The following is a 20,340-nucleotide window of genomic DNA, read 5'->3' on the forward strand; positions in this document are numbered from 1 at the left end:
TCGTCCGCTTCACGCCAGCGATAGCACTTCACTGGCACTCTCGTTTTCAAGCCGTCGCCACAAGCGACTGTGATTTTCGATAAGGACACTGCATGAAAAAGGTTCTGTTGTTCACCGCGCTGGCGGCTGCCCTCACTGCGGGCCTGGCCCAGGCGGGCGAAAAACTGGTGGTTGCGGCAACCCCGGTTCCACACGCCGAGATTCTTGAGCTGATCAAGCCAACCCTCGCCAAGGAAGGTGTGGACCTGGAAATCAAAGTCTTCACCGACTACGTTCAGCCGAACGTGCAGGTCGACCAGAAGCGCCTGGACGCCAACTACTTCCAGACCCTGCCGTACCTGAAAAGCTTCAACGAGGGCAAAGGCACCAACCTGGTCACCGTGATCGGCGTACACGTTGAGCCTTTCGGCGGCTACTCGAAGAAAGTCAAAACCCTGGCTGAGCTCAAGGATGGCGCGACCATTGCCATCCCGAACGAAGGCAGCAACAGCGGCCGTGCCCTGATCCTGCTGCAGAAGGCTGGCCTGATCGAGTTGAAAGACCCGAAAAACGCCCTGGCCACGCCGAAAGACATCGCCAAGAACCCGCACAACTTCAAGTTCAAGGAGCTTGAATCGGCCATGCTGCCGCGCGTGCTGGATCAGGTCGACCTGGACATGATCAACACCAACTACGCGCTGGAAGCGGGTCTGAACCCGGCTAAAGACGCACTGGTGATCGAAGGTGCCGATTCGCCGTACGTGAACTTCCTGGTAGCCCGTCCGGACAACAAGGACAGCGTGGCCATCCAGAAACTGGCCAAGGCCCTGACCAGCCCGGAAGTGAAAGCCTTCATCGAGAAGAAGTACAGCGGCGCGGTACTGCCGGCGTTCTGATTCGCGAAGCAAACCCCTTCAAGGTTTCAAACGCCGACGGCTATCAATAGCGTCGGCGTTTTTTTATGTGTGTTGGTTTACCAGTGGCGAGGACGCTTTTGTGGCGAGGGGGCTTGCCCCCGTTCGAATGCGCAGCATTCGCCCAAGGTGCGTCATTAAGATTTTTGGAGGTTACATGGGGCCGCTTCGCAGCCCAACGGGGGCAAGCCCCCTCGCCACAAGATCAAAAGCACTCAGGCCGGCCTGGCCTCCAGGGCCCTGCGCAACGCCATCAAGAGTTTCAGAATGTCCTGCGGATCCAGCCGTTGCGGCGTTTGCTTGTCTGCCATGTTCTCGTCCTTGTGAGGTTCTGGCCGTGAGTCTGGCCAAAAGTGGTTCGTCCTTGGAGTTGTGTTTCGAAAAAAAGATCCTTCCTGCGGCGCAAGGGAAAATAGACGTCATCCAGCGTCCCGGCAAATCACGCGCCGTTCAATCCGGCCAATGCCATGCGGGTTCATCGAGCATGCGCTGGCCGACAATTGCAGTCTGGCCGAGATTTTTCTCCAGCACGATGCAGTTGCAGTCGGGGTCCTGCTGCAACGCCGAAATCAAGCGTCGGGCATGGGACACCACCCACACCTGGCACTGCTCCGAGGCGCGAATGATCAGGCGCGCCAGTGCGGGCAGCAGGTCCGGATGCAGGCTGGTTTCCGGCTCGTTCAGCACCATCAGCGTTGGCGGCCGAGGTGTCAGCAGCGCCGCGACCAGCAGCAGATAACGCAAGGTTCCGTCCGACAATTCGGCGGCCGACAGCGGTCGCAACAAACCTTCCTGAAAGAACTCGATGGTAAAGCGGCCTCCCGGCAGCGGTTCGATATTCAGTCGCGCGCCGGGGAAGGCGTCGCTGATGGCGGCCTGCAACGCCTCTTGATCGCCAATTTCGATGATCGTCTGCAAGGCCGCCGCCAGATCGCGTCCGTCGTGATGCAGCACCGGCGTGCGGGTGCCCAGTTGCGGTTGACGGGCCGGAGCCTCGGCGTCGCTGCGAAAGTGATCATAAAAACGCCAGCGGCGGATGAACTCGCGCAACTCCAGCACTTCCGGAGAGCTGCGCAGGCTGCCGACCTGGTCGAACAGGCTGTCGAACATCGGCGTGTGCTGCGCCAGTACATCCCACTTGCGGTTGGCGCGGGCACGGATCATCGGACCGTCACGGTCGACCAGCAGACTGGCGGGGCGATAGAACGCACCGGCCCACAGGCATTCCCGCTTGATCTGCGGGTCGAGGCTGAAATAAGACGGTGTCGGCGTGCTGCGTCCGGGCAGCATGAAATGACCATTGGAATCGGGCAGGCCGAGGCTGATCGAGTAACCGAAATCGTCTCCCGCAAACCCCAGGCGCAGGCGTTTGACGCCCTGGTGCACGCTGGGCTCGATGGCGACTTCGCCGTTGCGCATGCGTCGGCTGATGTTTTCCGGCCCGGCCCAAAAGGTCGAATCCAGGCCACCTTCACGGGCCAGGGCATTGATCACGCCACCGTGGGCGGTTTCCGCCAGCAGGCGCAGCGCGCGGTAAAGGTTGGATTTGCCGCTGCCGTTGGGCCCGGTAATCAGATTCAGCCGGCCCAGCGGGACCACCAGTTTGTTGATCGAGCGGTAATTGGCCACCGCGAGGGTTTTGAGCATGTGAGTTCCTGAGGCGGGATCGACCGTGGCTCATTGTCAGGCATGCACAGGTGTCTATTGCAACTGTTTCAAGGGTAAAAAGGTGTGAACTTTTTCTTCATAAGACGCTCGTGCAAGGTTCCAATCCTGTTCTAAGCTCTCTGTCGTGTTGTACATGAAAAAGGCCAAGGAGTTTGCATGGTGGTTCCCGGATTGAAAGTAGTAATGGCCTTGAGTGTCGTCACCCTGCTGACGGCTTGCGACGAGAAAAAGCCCGTACAGGAATACCTGCCGCGGGTGTTCGTGCAGGTCGTCAAACCAGCGGATTACGCGGCCTCGGTCACCCTCACAGGTGATATCCAGGCGCGGGTACAGACGGAGCTGTCCTTTCGCGTCGGTGGCAAGATCATCCAGCGCTCGGTTGACGTTGGCGATCGTGTGACCGCCAAACAAGTGCTCGCCCGGCTCGATCCCAAGGATCTGCAGACCAGCGTCGACTCGGCCCAGGCACAAGTGGTCGCCGAACAGGCGCGGGTCAAGCAGAGCGCGGCGGCATTCGTGCGTCAGCAAAAACTCCTGCCTAAGGGCTACACCAGCCAGAGTGAATACGACTCGGCCCAGGCCGCCTTGCACAGTAGTCAGAGTGCCTTGAGCGCCGCCCAGGCGCAGTTGGCCAACGCCAAGGATCAGTTGAGCTATACGGCATTGATTGCTGACGCCCCAGGGATCATTACCGAGCGTCAGGCAGAGGTTGGCCAGGTGGTGCAAGCGACCATGCCGGTCTTCAGCCTGGCTCGTGACGGCGACCGCGACGCGGTGTTCAACGTCTATGAATCGCTGCTGGCGGAGAAGCCCAAGGATCAGACCATTGTCCTGAGCCTGCTCGACAACCCGGCGATCAAAACCACCGGCACCGTGCGTGAAGTCACCCCGTCGGTGTCGGCGCAATCAGGCACCGTGCAGGTCAAGGTCGGCCTCAACAGCCTGCCCGAAGGCATGCAATTGGGCTCGGTGGTGAGCGCCACGGCCAGGGGATCGGGCAAGTCGGTCATCGAACTGCCGTGGTCGGCGCTGACCAAAAACATCAGTGAGCCTGCGGTCTGGATTGTCGACGACAAGGGCAAGGCCCAGTTGCATACGGTGACGGTCAGCCGCTACCTGACCGGCAAGATCATCGTCAGCGGCGGCTTGAAGGACGGCGACAAAGTCATCATCGCCGGCGGACAACTCTTGCACCCGGACATGGAAGTCGAAATTGCCGAAAACACTTACAAGGATCTGACGTGGGGAGCCAAGCCATGAAGCCTTTATGGGCGTTGTCCATCGGGCTGGTGCTGAGCGCCTGTTCCAAAAGCGAACCGCCGCCGGAGCCGGTACGGCCGGTGCTGTCGATCAAGGTCCAGGCCTTGAACGAAGAGGACCTGGGCCGCTTCGCCGGCAGTATCCAGGCACGCTATGAAACCGATACCGGGTTCCGTGTGGGCGGGCGAATCGCCAGTCGTAACGTCGATGTCGGCACCGAGGTCGAGAAGGGCACGTTGCTCGCCACCCTCGATCCTTCCGACCAGCAGAACCAATTGCGTTCAGCTCAGGGCGACCTGGCGAAAATCCAGGCGCAACTGATCAACGCCAAGGCGACTGCCCAGCGTCAGCAAGCCTTGTTTGACCGCGGCGTCGGCGCGCAAGCGCAACTCGACGAGGCCAACACCAACCTGAAAACCACCCAGGCCTCCCTCGATCAGGCCCGGGCAGCCGTCAACCAGAGCAAGGACCAACTGGGCTACACCGAATTGCGTGCCGACCATAAAGCCGTGGTCACCAATTGGAGCGCCGAGGCCGGGCAAGTGGTCTCCGCGGGTCAGCAAGTGGTGACCCTGGCGCAACCGGACATCAAGGAAGCGGTGATCGACCTGCCCGATACCCTGGTCGACCAACTGCCCAGCGATGTGGTGTTTTCGGTCGCGGCGCAACTTGATCCGAACATCAACACCACCGCCATCATCCGTGAAATCGAGCCTCAGGCTCAAAGCGCCACACGCACCCGTCGCGCGCGCCTGACCCTGGCCGAAACGCCCGACGGTTTTCGCCTCGGTACGGCCATCAGCGTGACCCTGAGCTCGGCGATCAAGCCGCGCATCGAGTTGCCGGTCACCGCGTTGCAGGAGGTCGATGGCAAGCCACGCATCTGGGTGATCGATGCACAGAGTAAAACCGTCTCTCCCCGTGACATCACCGTGATCAGCCGTACCGCAAGCACCGTGGTGCTGGCCGGCGGCGTGAAGAACGGCGAGCGGGTGGTCAGTGCCGGTGTCAACAGCCTCAAGCCGGGGCAAAAAGTGAAAATCGACGAGGACAGTCAATGAAAGGGCCTTTCAACCTCTCGGAATGGGCCCTCAAGCATCAGTCGTTCATCTGGTATCTGATGTTCGTCGCGTTGCTGATGGGTGTGTTCTCGTATTTCAACCTGGGGCGCGAAGAAGACCCTTCGTTCACCATCAAGACCATGGTGATCCAGAGCAAATGGCCGGGCGCGACCCAGGAGGAAACGCTCAAGCAGATCACTGACCGGATCGAGAAAAAGCTCGAAGAGCTCGATTCCCTCGACTACGTGAAAAGCTACACGCGCCCCGGCGAGTCGACGGTGTACGTGTACCTGCGCGACACCACCAGTGCCAAGGACATCCCGGAAATCTGGTACCAGGTGCGCAAGAAGATCAACGACATCAAGTACCAGTTCCCGCAGGGCATACAGGGGCCGTCGTTCAACGACGAGTTCGGTGACGTCTTCGGGTCGATCTACGCCTTCACCGCCGACGGCCTGACCATGCGTCAGCTGCGCGACTACGTGGAACAGGCGCGCATGGAAATTCGCGGCGTGCCGGGGCTGGGCAAGATCGAGATGGTCGGCCAGCAGGACGAAGTGCTGTACCTGAACTTCTCCACACGCAAACTCGCCGCGCTGGGCATCGATGAGCGTCAGGTGGTGCAGAGCCTGCAAACCCAGAACGCCGTGACCCCGGCGGGTGTCATCGAGGCCGGGCCGGAGCGGATTTCGGTGCGCACCTCAGGGAAGTTCGCTTCGGAGAAAGACCTCGCCGAGGTCAACCTCAAGCTCAACGACCGCTACTATCGTCTGGCCGACATCGCTGAAATCCGTCGCGGCTATGTCGATCCGGCCTCGCCGGAATTCCGCATCAACGGCAAACCGGCCATCGGCCTGGCGATTGCCATGCAAACGGGTGGCAACGTCCAGGCGTTCGGCAAGGCCTTGCACACCCGTATTGACCAGTTGACCGCCGACCTGCCGATCGGTGTCGGCATCTACAACGTTTCCGACCAGGCCGTGGTGGTGGAAGAGGCCGTCGGCGGCTTTACCAGCGCGCTGTTCGAGGCGGTGGTGATCGTGCTGCTGGTCAGTTTCGTCAGCCTTGGCGTGCGCGCCGGGCTGGTGGTGGCATGCTCGATCCCGCTGGTGCTGGCGATGGTGTTTGTATTCATGGAATACAGCGGCATCACCATGCAGCGGATTTCCCTCGGTGCACTGATCATCGCCCTCGGCCTGCTGGTGGACGATGCGATGATCACCGTGGAAATGATGGTCACGCGCCTGGAAATGGGCGAGACCAAGGAGCAGGCGGCAACCTTCGCCTACACCTCCACGGCATTCCCGATGCTCACCGGTACACTGGTGACCGTGGCGGGCTTCGTGCCGATCGGCTTGAACGCCAGCTCCGCCGGTGAGTACACCTACACGCTGTTTGCGGTGATTGCCTGTGCGATGCTGGTGTCATGGGTGGTGGCGGTTCTGTTTGCGCCGGTGATCGGCGTGCACATTCTCAGCACCAAGGTAAAACCCCACCAGGACGAACCCGGGCGCATCGGCAAGGCGTTCAACGGTGGGCTGTTGTGGTGCATGCGCAATCGCTGGTGGGCCATTGGCATCACTGTCCTGTGCTTTGTGCTGGCGTTGTTTTGCATGCGTTACGTGCAGAACCAGTTCTTCCCGTCATCGGATCGCCCGGAAATCCTGGTGGACCTGAACCTGCCGCAAAACTCCTCGATCGACGAAACCCGAAGGGCGGTCGATCGCCTCGAAGCCACGCTCAAGGATGATCCGGACATCGTGCGCTGGAGTACCTACATCGGTCAGGGCGCCATCCGTTTTTACCTGCCTCTGGACCAGCAACTGCAGAACCCGTTCTACGCACAATTGGTGATCGTCAGCAAAGGCCATACCCGCGAGGCCATGATGCAGAAGCTGCGCGATCGCTTGCGCAACGACTTCGTCGGCATCGGCGGTTATGTCCAGGCGCTGGAAATGGGCCCGCCGGTAGGGCGGCCGATCCAGTACCGGGTCAGCGGCAAGGACATCGATCAGGTGCGTCGACATGCCATCGACCTGGCCACGGAGCTGGACAAGAACCCGCACATCGGCGAGATCATCTACGACTGGAACGAGCCGGGCAAAGTGCTGCGCATCGACATCGCGCAGGACAAGGCGCGGCAGTTGGGGCTGTCTTCCGAGGACGTGGCCAACCTGATGAACGGCATCGTCAGCGGCCAGTCAGTGACCCAGGTCGATGACGACATTTACCTGATCAACGTGGTCGGTCGCGCGGTGGACTCCGAACGCGGTACGCCGGAAACCCTGCAGAACCTGCAAATCGTCACGCCGAGCGGCACGTCGATTCCGCTGCTGGCGTTCGCCACCGTGCGTTACGAACTGGAGCAGCCGTTGGTATGGCGCAGGGATCGCCTGCCGACCATCACCATCAAGGCGGCGATACGTGACGAGATCCAGCCGACCGACCTGGTGAAAATCCTCAAGCCGTCCATCGACGCTTTTGCAGCCAAACTGCCGGCGGGTTACAAGGTCGCCACCGGTGGTACGGTGGAGGAAAGCGGCAAGGCCCAAGGGCCGATTGCCAAGGTCGTGCCGCTGATGCTGTTCATGATGGCGACCTTCCTGATGATCCAGCTGCACAGCGTGCAGAAGCTGTTCCTGGTGGCCAGCGTCGCGCCGTTGGGGCTGATCGGCGTGGTGCTCGCGCTAGTGCCTACCGGTACGCCGATGGGCTTCGTGGCGATCCTCGGGATTCTGGCGCTGATCGGTATCATCATTCGTAACTCCGTGATCCTGGTGACCCAGATCGAGGAATACGAACAGAAGGGCTACACGCCGTGGGATGCGGTGGTGCAAGCCACCGAGCACCGACGTCGGCCGATCCTGCTGACCGCGGCGGCGGCGAGCATGGGGATGATCCCGATTGCCCGTGAGGTGTTCTGGGGGCCGATGGCCTACGCGATGATCGGCGGGATCGTCATCGCCACCTTGCTGACGCTGCTGTTTTTGCCGGCGCTGTATGTGGCCTGGTACAAGATTCGCGAGCCGAAGAAAGAGGTGCAGTAAGGCGAGCGCTGCGCGCTCATCGCGGGCAAGTCGGATCGCCGCACCGCCGCTCCCACAGGGATTGCGCTGAACCCTGTGGGAGCGAGCTTGCTCGCGATGGCGTCCGAATTGACTACACAGCCTTGCGCCAAACACTCGCCAACCAGGGCTGCTGCTCCCGCGGCAGCCCTGCCGGTCGGTAGTAATGCTCCAGCTCCACAAACCCCGCCTCGATCAACAATTGCTGCCAGGCCGCCAGGTCGTGGTACGACCCATAACGCGGCCCGTTCCAGCCTTCCTGATTCTCGCCACGGGGATTGGAACTGAACAACACCCCACCCGGCTTCAGCGTTCCCCACAATTGCTTCAACACCCGCGGCAATTCCTGACGCGGAACATGAAACAGCACCGCGTTGGCAAAAATCCCGTCGAAGCGCTCGGCTGGCAGATCAAGCTTCAGGAAGTCCTGCTGCCACACCTCGCAACCGCTATCGTCCCGCGCCATCTGCGCAAGTTTTTCCGAACCGTCGAGGCCGACTGCCTTGTGCCCCATGCGGGTGAAGGTTTGCAGATCGCGTCCCGGCCCGCAGCCGAAGTCGAGAATGTCGAAAGGCGCTTCGCCCTGAATATGCCGCAGCAGGGCATCGATGTTCTGGCTGACATCGTGATCGCGTGTGCCTTCACGGAAACTGTCGGCCACGGCGTTGTAGTGGCCCAGGGTCGTGGCGGTGATCTGTTCGAGGTCGTCGGGTGTTTGCTTCATGATCGGCTGCGCAGGCAATTTGGATTCACCGAATATACGCCATGAGGCCTGGGGCTGCTGCGCAGCCCATCGCGAGCAGGCTCGCTCCCACAGGATTGCGCGGTGCTTCAAGCGCCGCGATACCTGTGGGAGCGGGCTTGCCCGCGATGGCTATCTGGAAAACACAAAAAATGTCAGCCCTTTTTCATCCCCAGACATTCAATGGAGTGATCCACCATCGCCTTGGCAATCTCCAGCAAGTGCCAGATCGAATACACCATCGCCCTGTCGGCACCCTTCAGTTGATCACCACACTGATACGCCGTGACCGAAGCACAACGCAGCAGGTCGGCGACATAGAGTTGGGTGTCTTCGAAGCTCACGTCTTTGCTGACGTTGTAGAAGCGCATTTCATCGGGGGGGGTGGGTTGCTTGCCGGTGAGGTGGAAATCGATGGCTCGGTAGAGTGCTGATCGATCCCTGAGAGGGTTTTCAGTGCCGGTTTCGGTGGTGGGATTTTCGGGAGGTGGATCGGGAACGGATTTCTTCATTGGTAAAACTCCTGACTATTAGTTGGAGCCAACCGATTTCGCGACTAAACGAATAGGGGGTGGCGGCTGCACACAGGTTAGTCGACCGGCCGCCAGGCAAAACCGGCGCACCACGAGGGTGCCCTGCGCACAGCCACCATAAAATTCAGGCAATAAATAACACCTGAAAAAAGGTGACGCTGTGCGCCTGACGCGGATCCGGGCGACTAAACCCGATCACTGATTAGCAGTGACGGACCGAGACTAGCCACGGAATTCGGCAGGCGCAAGCGAGCGAAATGATCTAGGAAATGTCCTGCAAAAGAAAGGGAACAGGCCTGCAAAACTGCTGATTTTCCTGTACGAAAACTTCCCTTTTGATCAGGACTCTTGCCTGCTTTCAAAGACATCTACCTGTAACTTCTTACAGTTTCGGCCCGGTCAAAAAAAGGCCAGTCTGTCCTCAGTCATAGGGAAGGACCGACAGCGTAATGAACCCCCACGCCGCGACACCCACGCTGTCGGTCATCGACCCGCGCGCTCTGGCAATCCGCAGCGTCGGTTATTGCCGCCACCCCGATAGCCCGGTGATTGATCCACGCATCACCCGGCAACGCTTCGATACGGCGGGGCGCTTGGTCGAGTCCTGGGACCCACGTTTGTGGGGCATGGCGCCGCAACCGAACCTGGCCACGCGCTACGGCTTGAGTGGGCAACCATTGCTGACGGACAGCGTCGATGCCGGTTGGCAGTTGAGTTTGCTGGATCAGGCGGGTTTGCCCGGTTCGTTCTGGGATGCACGTGGCAGTCAGCGCCACACCGAACATGACGATCAACAGCGGCCGGTCACAATCTTGGAGCAGGCTGCTGGAGAGTCGCCACGCGTGGTGGAGCGGCTGACCTATGCTGGCGCCGATCCAGCGTTCGCCAAGCACAACCAATGTGGGCAGTTGACCCGTCATGACCATCCGGCAGGCACGCAGTGTGTCGTTGACTATGGGCTCGCGGGTGCAGTGCTGGTTGAAGCGCAACGCTTTCTCGCCGACCTCGAAACACCGGATTGGCCGCTGGATTTCGATGAACGCGATTCATGGTTGGAAGCCCAATCGTTCATCACCCGCCACACCTTCAATCCCGACGAAGAGCTTCAGCGACAAACCGATGCAATGGGCAACGTTCGCACCTTTAGCTACGACGTAGCGGGCAAGTTGAATGTGGTCTGGCTGCAAATGGCTGACCCTGAAAAGCCGCCGCAACGCCCGGTCAGCGACATCCGCTACAACGCCCAGGATCAGGTCGAGCGCGAAACTGCGGGCAATGGTGTAGTGACCCATGCCGAGTACGCTGCCGATGACGGTCGGCTGATCCGGCTGGTGGCGGCGCTCGGCAACCAAAAACCCTTGCAGGACCTGAACTAAGTCTATGACGCGATGGGCAACATCGTCGAGTTGCACGACCTGTCCCAACCCGTGACCCATTTCAACAATCAGCGCATCGACCCGATCAACAACTACCGCTACGACAGCCTCTATCAACTGGTAGAGGCTCAGGGCTGGGAAGTCAGCCAGCCGAGTCATGGGCCCGCGCTACCCGAACTGTTGCCCACACCGCTGGACCCCAATCAACGGCGCAATTACACCCAACGTTTCGAGTACGACCGGGGTGGCAATCTCATCACCCGCCAGCACAGCGGTGCACCTGGCTTCTCGATGTTCACCTCGACACGCAGCAACCGCAGCCTCGGGCAACGTGACGACGGTTCGCTGCCGGGCGAGCCCGATATCGCCTCGGGTTTCGATGCCGCTGGCAATCAACAGGAACTGCAGCGCGGCCAAGCCATGCTTTGGGACGTACGCAACCAATTGCACCACGTGACCTTGGTTAACCGCGAAACCGACCCCGACGACTACGAATGCTACCGCTACGACCGCCCCGGCCATCGCTTGCGCAAAGTGGGTTTTGTCCAAAGCAGTGGCCGCACCCTGCGCACTGAGATCCGCTACCTCCCGGGTCTGGAAGTCCACCACCAGGCCGATGGCGAAGAACATCACGTGATCAGCGTCGAAGCCGGGCGCAACAACGTGCGGGCGCGGCACTGGCCCCAAGGTGAGCATGGCGATCAATGGCGTTACAGCCTCAGCGATCACCTTGGCTCCAGCACCCTGGAACTTGACCATGAGGCGGGCGTGCTGACTCATGAGCACTATTACCCCTTTGGCGGCACGGCGTGCTGGGCGGGCAAAAGTGCATTGGTGGCCAAATACAAGACCATCCGTTATTCGGGCAAGGAACGGGATACGACGGGGCTTTATTACTACGGTTATCGGTATTACGCACCGTGGTTACGACGTTGGGTAAGTGCTGATCCAAGTGGGAGTATGGATGGTCTTAATTTATATATGTTTTGCGGAAATAACGCGATCAACTATCGAGATGCTCTCGGTCTGGTCAAGTACAAAGGTAAAAATGATGTATTGGAAAAGACAAGAGCAAGCTGGGGTAGTGAAATTGTTGCGCGGGGGCTAAGTGAGATAAAGCAAGTAAATGCGGAAAAGGGGGAGCGTTTAGAGGCGGCGTTAAGGAATGTTCCAATTGCAACAGGTGAGGCGATCAGAGTACTGCAAGAAGGTGATGTGGATACCGTATATCGCGATTTTACATCGAGAATCTTCGGCACGTTCGCTAAACCTGAAGATTTGAGGAGCGCTTTGCTGAAAATACTCATTCCGTTAAAGAAAACTGCCGATAAATACGCGGGCGACAGAGCTGAACAGCTAGTTTGGTCAACGAAGAGTGAAATTCTCCCGAGTGTGGCATCCACACATCCCGAAGATAAAAAGAAGCGGATATTTTTAAGTGGTGACGCTCTTGATAAGTCACCGGTTGAGTTAATGACAATCATTATTCATGAGTCATCACATCGTCTTAAAAAACCTACCTGGGATTTTATGTATTATGCGGCTGATAGGGTTTTAAAACCCGATGATGTAAACAGATCTGCTTCGATAGTTGATGTGATTTCAAGCGGTCTGCAAAATTCGAGTATAGGAGAGTACTCAATGAAATATATCATCGCGGAAAGGCGAGAAAAATACTTTGGTAAAGCGGATGCAGTCGGTATTGAGAAGCAATTGAATGATAACCCTGAGCTTTTAAATCGCGTTCTTTTATCTAATGCAGACTCTATCGCCATTCTGGTGAAGTCTTTGGCATATCCATTGGTTAAGTAATTCAAGGTGCTATGAGCTGCATTTATCTGTTGATTATTCCTACGGTCTGCGTAGGAATAATCTTCCCTGGGTCAACGCTTATTCAACCCCCGAGCCAACCGATCCCCACCCAACTGAATCACCGCCACCAACGCCACCAGCAACACAATCACCGTCAACATGATCTGGCTGTCAAACCGCTGATACCCATACCGATACGCGATGTCTCCCAAGCCGCCTGCGCCAATCGCCCCGGCCATGGCCGACGAGTTGATCATCGTCACGAGGGTAATGGTGAACCCGCCGACAATCCCCGGCAGCGCTTCCGGCAACAACACATGCCAAACGATGTGCCAACGCCGGCAACCCATGGCTTGTGCCGCTTCGATCAAGCCGTGGTCGACCTCGCGCAAGCTGACCTCGGCAATGCGCGCGAAGAACGGCGTGGCGGCGATGGTCAGTGGCACCACGGCCGCCCATACGCCGTAGGTGGTGCCGACGATGAGCCGGGTGAACGGAATCAGCGCCACCATCAAAATCAGAAACGGCACCGAGCGAAACAGGTTCACGAAAGCACCCAAAACGCGGTTCAGCCCTGGGGCTTCGAAGATGCCACCCTTGGCGCTGGTGACCAGGATTACTGCCAGCGGGATGCCCGCCAACAGTGCGATCAACGACGACACACCGACCATCAAAAACGTGTCGATGAAACCTTGCAGCAAGCGATCAAACCACATAGCCCAGTACCTCCACCTGTTGCGCCCAATGGGCGGCGCGTTGACACAACTCCTCGGCATCGAGGGACGAGCCGGTCACCGCCAGCAGCAGTTGCCCGAGGGCGTGGCCCTGAATCCGTTCCACGCCGCCTTGCAGCAATCGCACTCGCCCACCCAGGGCGCTGAACAGTGCGGCCAGGTCCGGTTCGTCGCGTTGGCTACCGGTGAACTGCAAGCGCAGGACTACGGCTGCGTCGGAGGACTTTGGCTGCGGCTGCAAACGGCTTTGCAGCTCTTTCGGCAATGCGTGCTGCAACGGCGCCAGCAATGTCTTGCTGACCTCGTGCTGCGGGTTGCCGAACACTTCCCACACCGGGCCTTGCTCGACGATGCGTCCGTGTTCCAGGACAACCACCCGATCACAGATCTCGCGAATCACCGCCATCTCGTGGGTGATCAATACGATGGTCAATCCCAGGCGTTGATTGATCTCGCGCAGCAGGCCGAGAATCGATTGCGTGGTCTCCGGGTCGAGCGCCGAAGTGGCTTCGTCGCACAGCAGTATTTGCGGGTCATGCACCAGCGCCCGGGCAATGCCCACGCGCTGTTTCTGCCCGCCGGACAATTGCGCCGGGTAGGCCTTGTGCTTGGCTTGCAGGCCGACCAGTTCCAGCAATTCGCGAACTTTTTGCTCGCGTTTTTCCTTGGGCACGCCAGCGACTTTCAAAGGCAGTTCGACGTTCTGCCAAACGGTCTTGGCCGACATCAGGTTGAAGTGCTGGAAGATCATGCCGATGCGTCGACGCAGCGCCACCAGGCGGTCTTCGTCGAACTCGCCGATGTCCACCTGATCGATCAGCACCCGACCGCTGCTCGGTTGTTCCAGGCGGTTGATGGTGCGGATCAGCGACGACTTGCCGGCGCCGCTGCGGCCGATGATGCCGAACACTTCGCCGCGCTGGATCGCCAGGTCGATGCCGTGCAACGCGGCCACCGGGCCTTGCTGGCCGTTGTAGGTTTTGCCCAGATTGATGAAGCGCACATGGGCACGATTGAGCTCGGGATGCAGTTCGGTTTGTTCAGCACGTTGAGGCTCTGGAATCTCCAGTCGCCGTTGGATCGCGGCGGTCATGCTCAGCTTTCCCAACCGGCTTGGTAGAGCTTGCCGTGGGCTTTATCCAGCGCGGCGCGCACAGCGGGTGAGTGCTGGTAGATGTCGACGAACTTGATCAGGCGCGGGTCGGTTTTGCTTTTCGGCTGGATCACGAACTGGATCACGTACTCCTTGTGGTCGAGGCCGTCGAACAGCAGCGCGGAGCCGGCATCGAAGGTTTTCGCCAAGCGAATGTAGGCGGGGTAGCCCTGCACCAGGTCGGCGTCGTCATAGGCGCGCACCAACTGCACCGCTTCGACCTGGAGGATCTTGATTTTCTTCGGGTTGGCGATGATGTCTTCTTCGGTGGCCTTGTAGCCGACGCCGGGCTTGAGGGTGATCAGACCGGCCTTGGCCAGCAGTTGCAGGCCGCGTCCGCTGTTGATCGGGTCGTTGGCGATGGCCACGCTGGCGCCTTGCGGCAGTTCGTCGAAGCTTTTGTATTTCTTCGAATAGAGGCCGACGTTGTTGATGATGCCCGGCGCGAACGGCACCAGGTCGAAACCGGACGCAGCCTTGGCGTTTTCCAGGAACGGAATGTGCTGGAAGTAGTTCACGTCGATGTCGCCGGCGGCGAGGCTGACGTTCGGCGCGATCCAGTCGGTGAACTCTACGAGCTCGACTTTCAGGCCCTGTTTGCCGGCTTCTTCGACGGCCGCTTCCAGGGGAATGGCGAAGGCGGCGGTGGTGCCGATTTTCAGGGGGGCGTCGGCGGCGAAGGTTGCCGAGCTGAACAGGCCGAGGGCCAGGGCCAGTGCTTTGACTGGGTTAGAGAGGTAGTGCTTTTTCATGATGAGTAGTCCAGTCAGTGCATAAGGTTTGTGTCGTTTGGTCAGGCCTCTTCGCGAGCAGGCTCGCTCCCACAGTGGATCTCGGGTGTTCACACAATCCCTGTGGGAGCGAGCCTGCTCGCGAAGCTTTTAGCGGCGAAACGCGGAACCGGTATGTTGCTCAGGCAAAAATGCCTCCCGCTGAAACAGCTTTTCGCGCAAGGTGCCGCTGTCGTACGCCGTCTTGTACGACCCGCGCCGTTGCAACTCGGGAATCACCAGTTCGATGAAATCCTCATAGCTTTCCGGCGTGACGATGCGGGTCAGGTTGAAGCCATCCAGCCCGGTTTCGGCGATCCAGGATTCCAGCTCATCGGCCACCTGTTCAGGCGAGCCGACCACGGTGATGTAGCGACCGCCGAGGGCGTGTTGCTCCAGCAGTTTGCGTCGGGTCCAGTCGTTGTTTTGCAGGTGTTTGGTGGCGGACTGGATCGCGTTGCTCTTCACGTACTGGATCGGTTCGTCAATTTCATACTGAGAAAAATCGATCCCGGTGGACGCCGAAAAGTGCGCCACACCGGCTTCGGCACTGGCGTAGCTCAGGTATTCGGCGCGCTTGGCCCAGGCCAGCTCTTCGGTGGCTCCAACGATCACGTTCAGGCCCATGAACACCTTGATGTCCTCGGGGTTGCGCCCGGCTTCGATGGCGCTGGCGCGCACCTTGTCCACCTGCACCTTGGTCGAGGCCTTGGTCTGGCCGCTGATGAACACGCACTCGGCATGTCGCCCGGCGAACAGCAAACCGCGATCCGAGCTGCCGGCCTGGAACAGCACCGGCGTGCGCTGCGGCGAGGGTTCACTGAGGTGATAACCCTCGACCTGATAGAACTCGCCCTTGTGCTCGACCTTGTGCACTTTCTCGGGTTGCGCGTAGATCCGCTGTTGCGGGTCGTTCAGCACCGCGCCGTTTTCCCAACTGCCTTCCAGGAGTTTGTAGAGCACCTCCAGGTACTCGTCGGCCTGGTCGTAGCGGCGGTCATGCTCGACCTGTTCGCTCAGGCCCATGGCCTTGGCGGCGCTGTCGAGGTAGCCGGTGACGATGTTCCAGCCAACGCGGCCACGGCTCAGGTGATCGAGCGTCGACAGGCGTCGGGCGAACAGATACGGCGCTTCGTAGGTGAGGTTGGCGGTCAGGCCGAAACCGAGGTTTTTAGTGACCGCCGCCATGGCCGAGACCAGCAACAGCGGATCGTTGACCGGTAGCTGGATTGACTCTTTGAGCGGCACGTCCACCGAGTTCTGGTAGACGTCATAGACCCCGACGATGTCGGCGATGAACAGGCCGTCGAACAACCCGCGCTCCAGCAGCTGCGCCAGTTCGGTCCAGTATTCGATGGTGTTGTAGCGGGTTGACGTGTCACGCGGGTGCGTCCACAAACCGTGGTTGATGTGCCCGATGCAGTTCATGTTGAACGCGTTGAGCAGGATTTTCTTTTTCGCGGCGGTCATCAGATGGTCCCCCGCAGCGGCGGGTTTTCATCGTTGAGGTAGTAATTGCCCACGGCGTGGTACTTCCAGCGCACCGGGTCGTGCAAGGTGTGCACCCGGGCGTTGCGCCAGTGGCGGTCGAGGCCGTGTTCGATCAAGGTCGCCTGGCTGCCGGCCAGTTCGAACAGCGTACTGCCGGCGGCCAGGGAGATTTCGGTGCTCAGGGCGCGGGCTTCGGCAACGGCAATCGACGCGGCCGCGACGGTCTCGGCATTCGTCTCGGCCTGGGCCTTGTCGAGGTATTCACCGGCACGCTCGAGCAGTGCCTCGGCGGCGTGCAGGCGAATGCTCAGGTGGCCGAAACTCTTGAGGGTCAGTGGGTCGTCCGTGGCCTTTTCGTGGGTGGCGTCGATCCATGGCCGGGTTTTGCTGCGCACGAAGTGCCGCGCATCTTCATAGGCGGCGCGGGCGATGCCGGTGTCGATGGCGGCATGAAGAATCTGCGCCAGCGGGCCGACCGGGGTCGGGCGCTCGAAAGCACTTTGAAAGGGGATGACATCTTCGGCGGCAACAAAGACATCTTCGAACACCACCGAACCGCTGCCGGTGGTGCGCTGGCCGAAACCGCTCCAGTCGTCGATCACGCTCAGGCCCTTGCTGTCGCGCGGCACGAACGCCAGTTGCTGCACGCCATTTTCATCCACCACCGAGGTGGGAATGCGCTGGGCATAGATCGCGCCCGTGGCGTAGAACTTGCGACCGTTGATGCGATAGCCGCTGCCGTCGCGAGTCAGGCGGGTGACGCGATCATGTGCGGTTTTGGTGCCGAGTTCGGCCAGCGCATTGCCGAAGCGCTGACCGGCCAGGACTTCGGCATAAAGACGCTGTTTCTGCTCGTGGCTGCCGTTCACGCGCAGCACTTCGAGGGCATAGAAATGGTTCTGCGGGATTTGCCCCAGCGAGCCGTCGGCCTGGGCAATCAATGCGATGACTTTGGCCAGGGTGACGTTGGAAACACCGGCGCCGCCGTATTCTTTCGGCACGCTGATGCCCCACAGGCCCGAGCGGGAAAACACTTCCAGTTCCGGGTGCGGCAAACGGCGCTCGCGGTCGCGCAGGGCGCTGTCGCGTTTGAAGTCATCGGCCAGATCGCTGGCAATGATCAGGGCTTGCTCATCGCTGGTAATGACCGCGACGGGGTGAGAAATGCTCATATGCTTCTCCAGATGTCTGGTCGTCAGATCCAGGAATGTCTTGCCGGCAGCGTGCCGTTGAGGCGATAGGCGCCCACCGCGTGATACTTCCAGCGCACCGGGTCGTGCAGGGTGTGCACCCGGGCGTTGCGCCAGTGGCGGTCGAGGTTGAATTCGGCGAGGGTCGCGCGGCTGCCGGCCAGTTCGAACAGTTTTTCGCTGGCCAGCAACGAAATCTCGGTGGTCAGCACTTTGGCTTCGGCCACGGCAATCGAGGCACGGGCGGCAGACTCGGCGGTGAGCGGCGCAGCGCTGACCAGATCGAGCACCTGTCCGGCCTTGCGCAACAGCGCTTCGGCGGCGTGCAATTCGATTTTCAGCTTGCCGATATCGGCGATCACATACAGGTCATCGCTGGCCCGTTCGACATTGGCGTCGATCCACGGGCGGGCGCGGGTTTTCACGAAATCGATGGCGTCGTCGATGGCGCCTCGGGCGATACCGGCGTCGATGGCCGCTTGAATCAGTTGCGAGACGGCCCCCTGGATGTTCGGCGTGTCGTTGATCTTCCAGTTATCCACAACCAGTTCGGGTTCGACCTGCACGTTGTTGAGCAAGATCGTGCCGCTGGCGGTGGTGCGCTGACCAAAGCCGGACCAGTCATCGACGATGCGCAATCCCGGCGTGCCGCGACGGATGAATGCCAGCACTTGTTTGCCGTCGTCGTTCAATGCCTTGACCGCGACCCAATGGGCGAACAGGGCGCCGGTTGAATAGAATTTCTGACCGTTGAGGACGCCGTCAGCGGTGATGCGCGCCTTCAGTTCCAGGGTGTTCTTGCTGCCGCGCTCCGGCCCGGCGTTGCCGATTCGCCAGCCATCGATGACGCTTTTGAACAGTAGTCTTTTCTGCGCGTCGGTGGCGCTGCCGAGTATCAGGTTGAGAATGCCGAACTGGTTTTGCGGGATCTGCCCCAGCGCCGGGTCGGCGGCGGAAATGATCGCGAACACTTCGGCCAGGGTGACGAACGAAACCTGCGGACCACCGTACACCCGGGGGATGGAAATGCTGCCCAGGCCGCTGCGGGTGAACTGTTCGATTTCAGACCATGGCAGCTTGCGCTGCCGATCACGTTTGGCTGCTTGCAGGCGCGCGACTTGCGCCAGTTCTTGGGCCGCCTTGATGGCTTGGGCATCGTTGCGCAGGATTTGTGCGGGCAACAACAGCGGGGCGATGTCCAGGTCACTCTGGACGATTGCATCTGCCAGACTGGACATCAGTGCCACTCCCTGGCTGCACGCAATGCCCTGGCGATCTGCACTGGGGTGATTGTGTTCCGGACCATACCTACCTCACATCTCATGGAAGCGCCGCTTGTGGCAGCGCATGAAAACAAGAATGTCCGGTGGTCCGGTCTATATACCCTAAACGTGTATAAATAATTTATGAACTAACTTTTAGGAATATGCATAGAAGGGTGTTCTCGGGGGAGATCGCAAACCCTGTGGTGAGGGGGCAAGCCCCCTCACCACAGAAGCGGTGTTCATTGCTTGCGGGATTCAGCCGCATTGAGACATTGCTTCGGGGGGGCTTTCAGATAAGGATTGGCGCACCCGATCTTCAGTGTCCGAGCCGGTGCCCAGCGGGAGTTGTTGCCCACCCTGTCGAGAATGCAGTACGTCACTTCCAGCCGCAGATCTTCGCCGGCTTCGAGGATGATGGCCGGCGGTATCCAGACCTGGATCGGCTGGCCGACATCGGTGGGCTTGAGCCGTGGCAGGTCCATGCGCACATCGCCCCAGCGCAGGGTGATTTCATCATCGACGGCCATGTTCACGTACGGCTCGATGGTCAAGGGAACACCGCGTTTGATCTGGTTCGGATTCACCCCATGACGGCGAATCGCGTCGGGTATACCCACCGGTGCCAGGCACTGGTTTTCATCGCCACATAAAGCGGAGGGCTGGCCGCCTGGACAGTCGAGTTTGATCTTCACGTTTGCGCTGGCCGATATCGCCGGGCCCCGGCCAACCTGCATCACGCGGTAGTGAAAGCGTGAAGTACCGTTGGCGATAAAACTCTCGGGCACTCGTAGCTGCACCGGTTGGCCGACATCGCTGGCCGTCAGCACGCGGGAGGCCACGTAGCAGTCGTCCCAGAACAGTTCGATCAGGTCACCGGCGTCCATGGTGGGGTAGGGCGCCACATCGATCAGCAGGTGCGCCGCGCACGTGACGTTGATACCGGTCTTGTTGGATTGCGCCAGGGTCGGGGCTGCAAGCCCGGATTTGTTCGGGGTGCTTTTCATGGAGTCTCCTTGAAGTCTTGCAACGAAGTCCGTTTCTGGAATATCAAAAACTAAAAGACGAATAGAAAAACCATTCATTATCTTGAGTTGAAATAATGATCAGGGCGTGATGAGTATCGCTGGCTGGAGACTAGATAAGAGTCAGGGGGATCAAGTGTCAATAAGAATTGTTAGTTATAGGTGGTGTGTCGTGTTATTCAGAAAATTCCTACAATCTGAAGTAATTAAACCATGCCCATGCGTCGAAGTTATCCGCTGAAAGCACGTGAATACGGGCGGATTTCTGCAAAGTCATCAGCCCCGTCCGCGAAGGACGATCTGAC

The 20,340-nt window shown here is 59.7% G+C and carries 16 protein-coding genes; 6 read left to right on the forward strand and 10 right to left on the reverse strand.

Going from position 1 to position 20,340, the window contains the following annotated elements; genetic code table 11:
• The first annotated feature begins 92 nt into the window (after nucleotides 1-92).
• Nucleotides 93-875: a MetQ/NlpA family ABC transporter substrate-binding protein gene (locus AB4O16_RS17320; RefSeq protein WP_010464830.1), complete on the forward strand. Its 783-nt coding sequence runs from the start codon at nucleotides 93-95 to the stop codon at nucleotides 873-875.
• Nucleotides 876-1,343: 468 nt separating this feature from the next.
• Here AB4O16_RS17320 and AB4O16_RS17325 read toward each other — a convergent pair whose 3' ends face one another.
• Entirely contained in the window at nucleotides 1,344-2,540 is a 1,197-nt protein-coding gene (locus AB4O16_RS17325) for an AAA family ATPase (protein ID WP_460155390.1), read from the reverse strand.
• A gap of 177 nt (nucleotides 2,541-2,717) precedes the next feature.
• Here AB4O16_RS17325 and AB4O16_RS17330 point away from each other — a divergent pair, with 177 nt between their 5' ends.
• From AB4O16_RS17330 to AB4O16_RS17340, 3 genes are read left to right on the forward strand one after another with little or no spacing between them, the layout of a single operon-like run.
• Complete coding sequence (locus AB4O16_RS17330; RefSeq protein ID WP_460155391.1) at nucleotides 2,718-3,821, forward strand: efflux RND transporter periplasmic adaptor subunit; 1,104 nt, start codon at nucleotides 2,718-2,720, stop codon at nucleotides 3,819-3,821.
• Complete coding sequence (locus AB4O16_RS17335) at nucleotides 3,818-4,882, forward strand: efflux RND transporter periplasmic adaptor subunit (protein ID WP_460155392.1); 1,065 nt, start codon at nucleotides 3,818-3,820, stop codon at nucleotides 4,880-4,882. Before AB4O16_RS17330 ends, AB4O16_RS17335 begins: the two co-directional genes overlap by 4 nt.
• Nucleotides 4,879-7,929, forward strand: a complete 3,051-nt coding sequence (locus tag AB4O16_RS17340; protein ID WP_160390777.1) for an efflux RND transporter permease subunit — start codon at nucleotides 4,879-4,881, stop codon at nucleotides 7,927-7,929. Before AB4O16_RS17335 ends, AB4O16_RS17340 begins: the two co-directional genes overlap by 4 nt.
• Nucleotides 7,930-8,041: 112 nt before the next feature.
• Here AB4O16_RS17340 and AB4O16_RS17345 read toward each other — a convergent pair whose 3' ends face one another.
• Both AB4O16_RS17345 and AB4O16_RS17350 read right to left on the reverse strand, forming a co-directional pair.
• Nucleotides 8,042-8,671: a class I SAM-dependent methyltransferase gene (locus AB4O16_RS17345; RefSeq protein ID WP_460155393.1), complete on the reverse strand. Its 630-nt coding sequence runs from the start codon at nucleotides 8,669-8,671 to the stop codon at nucleotides 8,042-8,044.
• Between the two features lie 173 nt (nucleotides 8,672-8,844).
• Nucleotides 8,845-9,201: a DUF6124 family protein gene (locus tag AB4O16_RS17350; RefSeq protein ID WP_460155394.1), complete on the reverse strand. Its 357-nt coding sequence runs from the start codon at nucleotides 9,199-9,201 to the stop codon at nucleotides 8,845-8,847.
• Nucleotides 9,202-9,671: 470 nt separating this feature from the next.
• Here AB4O16_RS17350 and AB4O16_RS17355 point away from each other — a divergent pair, with 470 nt between their 5' ends.
• Together AB4O16_RS17355 and AB4O16_RS17360 are read left to right on the forward strand one after the other, a co-directional pair.
• On the forward strand, nucleotides 9,672-10,598 hold the full coding sequence (locus AB4O16_RS17355; protein ID WP_460155395.1) for a hypothetical protein: 927 nt from the start codon (nucleotides 9,672-9,674) through the stop codon (nucleotides 10,596-10,598).
• 12 nt (nucleotides 10,599-10,610) lie between these two features.
• Complete coding sequence (locus AB4O16_RS17360; protein WP_460155396.1) at nucleotides 10,611-12,410, forward strand: RHS repeat domain-containing protein; 1,800 nt, start codon at nucleotides 10,611-10,613, stop codon at nucleotides 12,408-12,410.
• Nucleotides 12,411-12,481: 71 nt separating this feature from the next.
• Here the strand turns inward: AB4O16_RS17360 and AB4O16_RS17365 are convergent, their stop codons facing one another.
• The 7 genes from AB4O16_RS17365 to AB4O16_RS17395 all read right to left on the reverse strand — a co-directional run bounded on the left by AB4O16_RS17365 (nucleotide 12,482) and on the right by AB4O16_RS17395 (nucleotide 20,017).
• On the reverse strand, nucleotides 12,482-13,126 hold the full coding sequence (locus tag AB4O16_RS17365) for a methionine ABC transporter permease (RefSeq protein WP_460155397.1): 645 nt from the start codon (nucleotides 13,124-13,126) through the stop codon (nucleotides 12,482-12,484).
• On the reverse strand, nucleotides 13,116-14,237 hold the full coding sequence (locus tag AB4O16_RS17370) for a methionine ABC transporter ATP-binding protein (protein ID WP_160390772.1): 1,122 nt from the start codon (nucleotides 14,235-14,237) through the stop codon (nucleotides 13,116-13,118). The genes AB4O16_RS17365 and AB4O16_RS17370 overlap by 11 nt, the downstream gene beginning before the upstream one ends.
• Nucleotides 14,238-14,239: 2 nt before the next feature.
• Nucleotides 14,240-15,049, reverse strand: a complete 810-nt coding sequence (locus AB4O16_RS17375) for a MetQ/NlpA family ABC transporter substrate-binding protein (RefSeq protein ID WP_460155398.1) — start codon at nucleotides 15,047-15,049, stop codon at nucleotides 14,240-14,242.
• Nucleotides 15,050-15,178: 129 nt separating this feature from the next.
• Nucleotides 15,179-16,537: an LLM class flavin-dependent oxidoreductase gene (locus tag AB4O16_RS17380; protein ID WP_160390770.1), complete on the reverse strand. Its 1,359-nt coding sequence runs from the start codon at nucleotides 16,535-16,537 to the stop codon at nucleotides 15,179-15,181.
• Nucleotides 16,537-17,730 (reverse strand): SfnB family sulfur acquisition oxidoreductase, encoded by a 1,194-nt coding sequence (locus tag AB4O16_RS17385; protein WP_460155399.1) that lies wholly within the window; start codon nucleotides 17,728-17,730, stop codon nucleotides 16,537-16,539. Before AB4O16_RS17385 ends, AB4O16_RS17380 begins: the two co-directional genes overlap by 1 nt.
• A 23-nt stretch (nucleotides 17,731-17,753) precedes the next feature.
• Nucleotides 17,754-18,986, reverse strand: coding sequence for an SfnB family sulfur acquisition oxidoreductase (locus AB4O16_RS17390; RefSeq protein WP_160390768.1), 1,233 nt, complete (start codon nucleotides 18,984-18,986; stop codon nucleotides 17,754-17,756).
• 266 nt (nucleotides 18,987-19,252) lie between these two features.
• Nucleotides 19,253-20,017 carry a hypothetical protein gene (locus AB4O16_RS17395; RefSeq protein WP_160390767.1) on the reverse strand — a complete coding sequence of 255 codons (765 nt, stop codon included), beginning with the start codon at nucleotides 20,015-20,017 and terminating at the stop codon, nucleotides 19,253-19,255.
• Nucleotides 20,018-20,340 lie beyond the last annotated feature (323 nt).

This window comes from Pseudomonas sp. S2_H10, from assembly GCF_054668285.1.

Coding starts and splice junctions, on each gene's coding strand:
- AB4O16_RS17355 (WP_460155395.1), top strand. CDS start 9,672: ATGAACCCCCACGCCGCGACACCCACGCTGTCGGTCATCGACCCGCGC.
- AB4O16_RS17365 (WP_460155397.1), bottom strand. CDS start 13,126: ATGTGGTTTGATCGCTTGCTGCAAGGTTTCATCGACACGTTTTTGATG.
- AB4O16_RS17385 (WP_460155399.1), bottom strand. CDS start 17,730: ATGAGCATTTCTCACCCCGTCGCGGTCATTACCAGCGATGAGCAAGCC.
- AB4O16_RS17325 (WP_460155390.1), bottom strand. CDS start 2,540: ATGCTCAAAACCCTCGCGGTGGCCAATTACCGCTCGATCAACAAACTG.
- AB4O16_RS17360 (WP_460155396.1), top strand. CDS start 10,611: ATGGGCAACATCGTCGAGTTGCACGACCTGTCCCAACCCGTGACCCAT.
- AB4O16_RS17380 (WP_160390770.1), bottom strand. CDS start 16,537: ATGACCGCCGCGAAAAAGAAAATCCTGCTCAACGCGTTCAACATGAAC.
- AB4O16_RS17350 (WP_460155394.1), bottom strand. CDS start 9,201: ATGAAGAAATCCGTTCCCGATCCACCTCCCGAAAATCCCACCACCGAA.
- AB4O16_RS17335 (WP_460155392.1), top strand. CDS start 3,818: ATGAAGCCTTTATGGGCGTTGTCCATCGGGCTGGTGCTGAGCGCCTGT.
- AB4O16_RS17320 (WP_010464830.1), top strand. CDS start 93: ATGAAAAAGGTTCTGTTGTTCACCGCGCTGGCGGCTGCCCTCACTGCG.
- AB4O16_RS17390 (WP_160390768.1), bottom strand. CDS start 18,986: ATGTCCAGTCTGGCAGATGCAATCGTCCAGAGTGACCTGGACATCGCC.
- AB4O16_RS17345 (WP_460155393.1), bottom strand. CDS start 8,671: ATGAAGCAAACACCCGACGACCTCGAACAGATCACCGCCACGACCCTG.
- AB4O16_RS17330 (WP_460155391.1), top strand. CDS start 2,718: ATGGTGGTTCCCGGATTGAAAGTAGTAATGGCCTTGAGTGTCGTCACC.
- AB4O16_RS17395 (WP_160390767.1), bottom strand. CDS start 20,017: ATGAAAAGCACCCCGAACAAATCCGGGCTTGCAGCCCCGACCCTGGCG.
- AB4O16_RS17375 (WP_460155398.1), bottom strand. CDS start 15,049: ATGAAAAAGCACTACCTCTCTAACCCAGTCAAAGCACTGGCCCTGGCC.
- AB4O16_RS17370 (WP_160390772.1), bottom strand. CDS start 14,237: ATGACCGCCGCGATCCAACGGCGACTGGAGATTCCAGAGCCTCAACGT.
- AB4O16_RS17340 (WP_160390777.1), top strand. CDS start 4,879: ATGAAAGGGCCTTTCAACCTCTCGGAATGGGCCCTCAAGCATCAGTCG.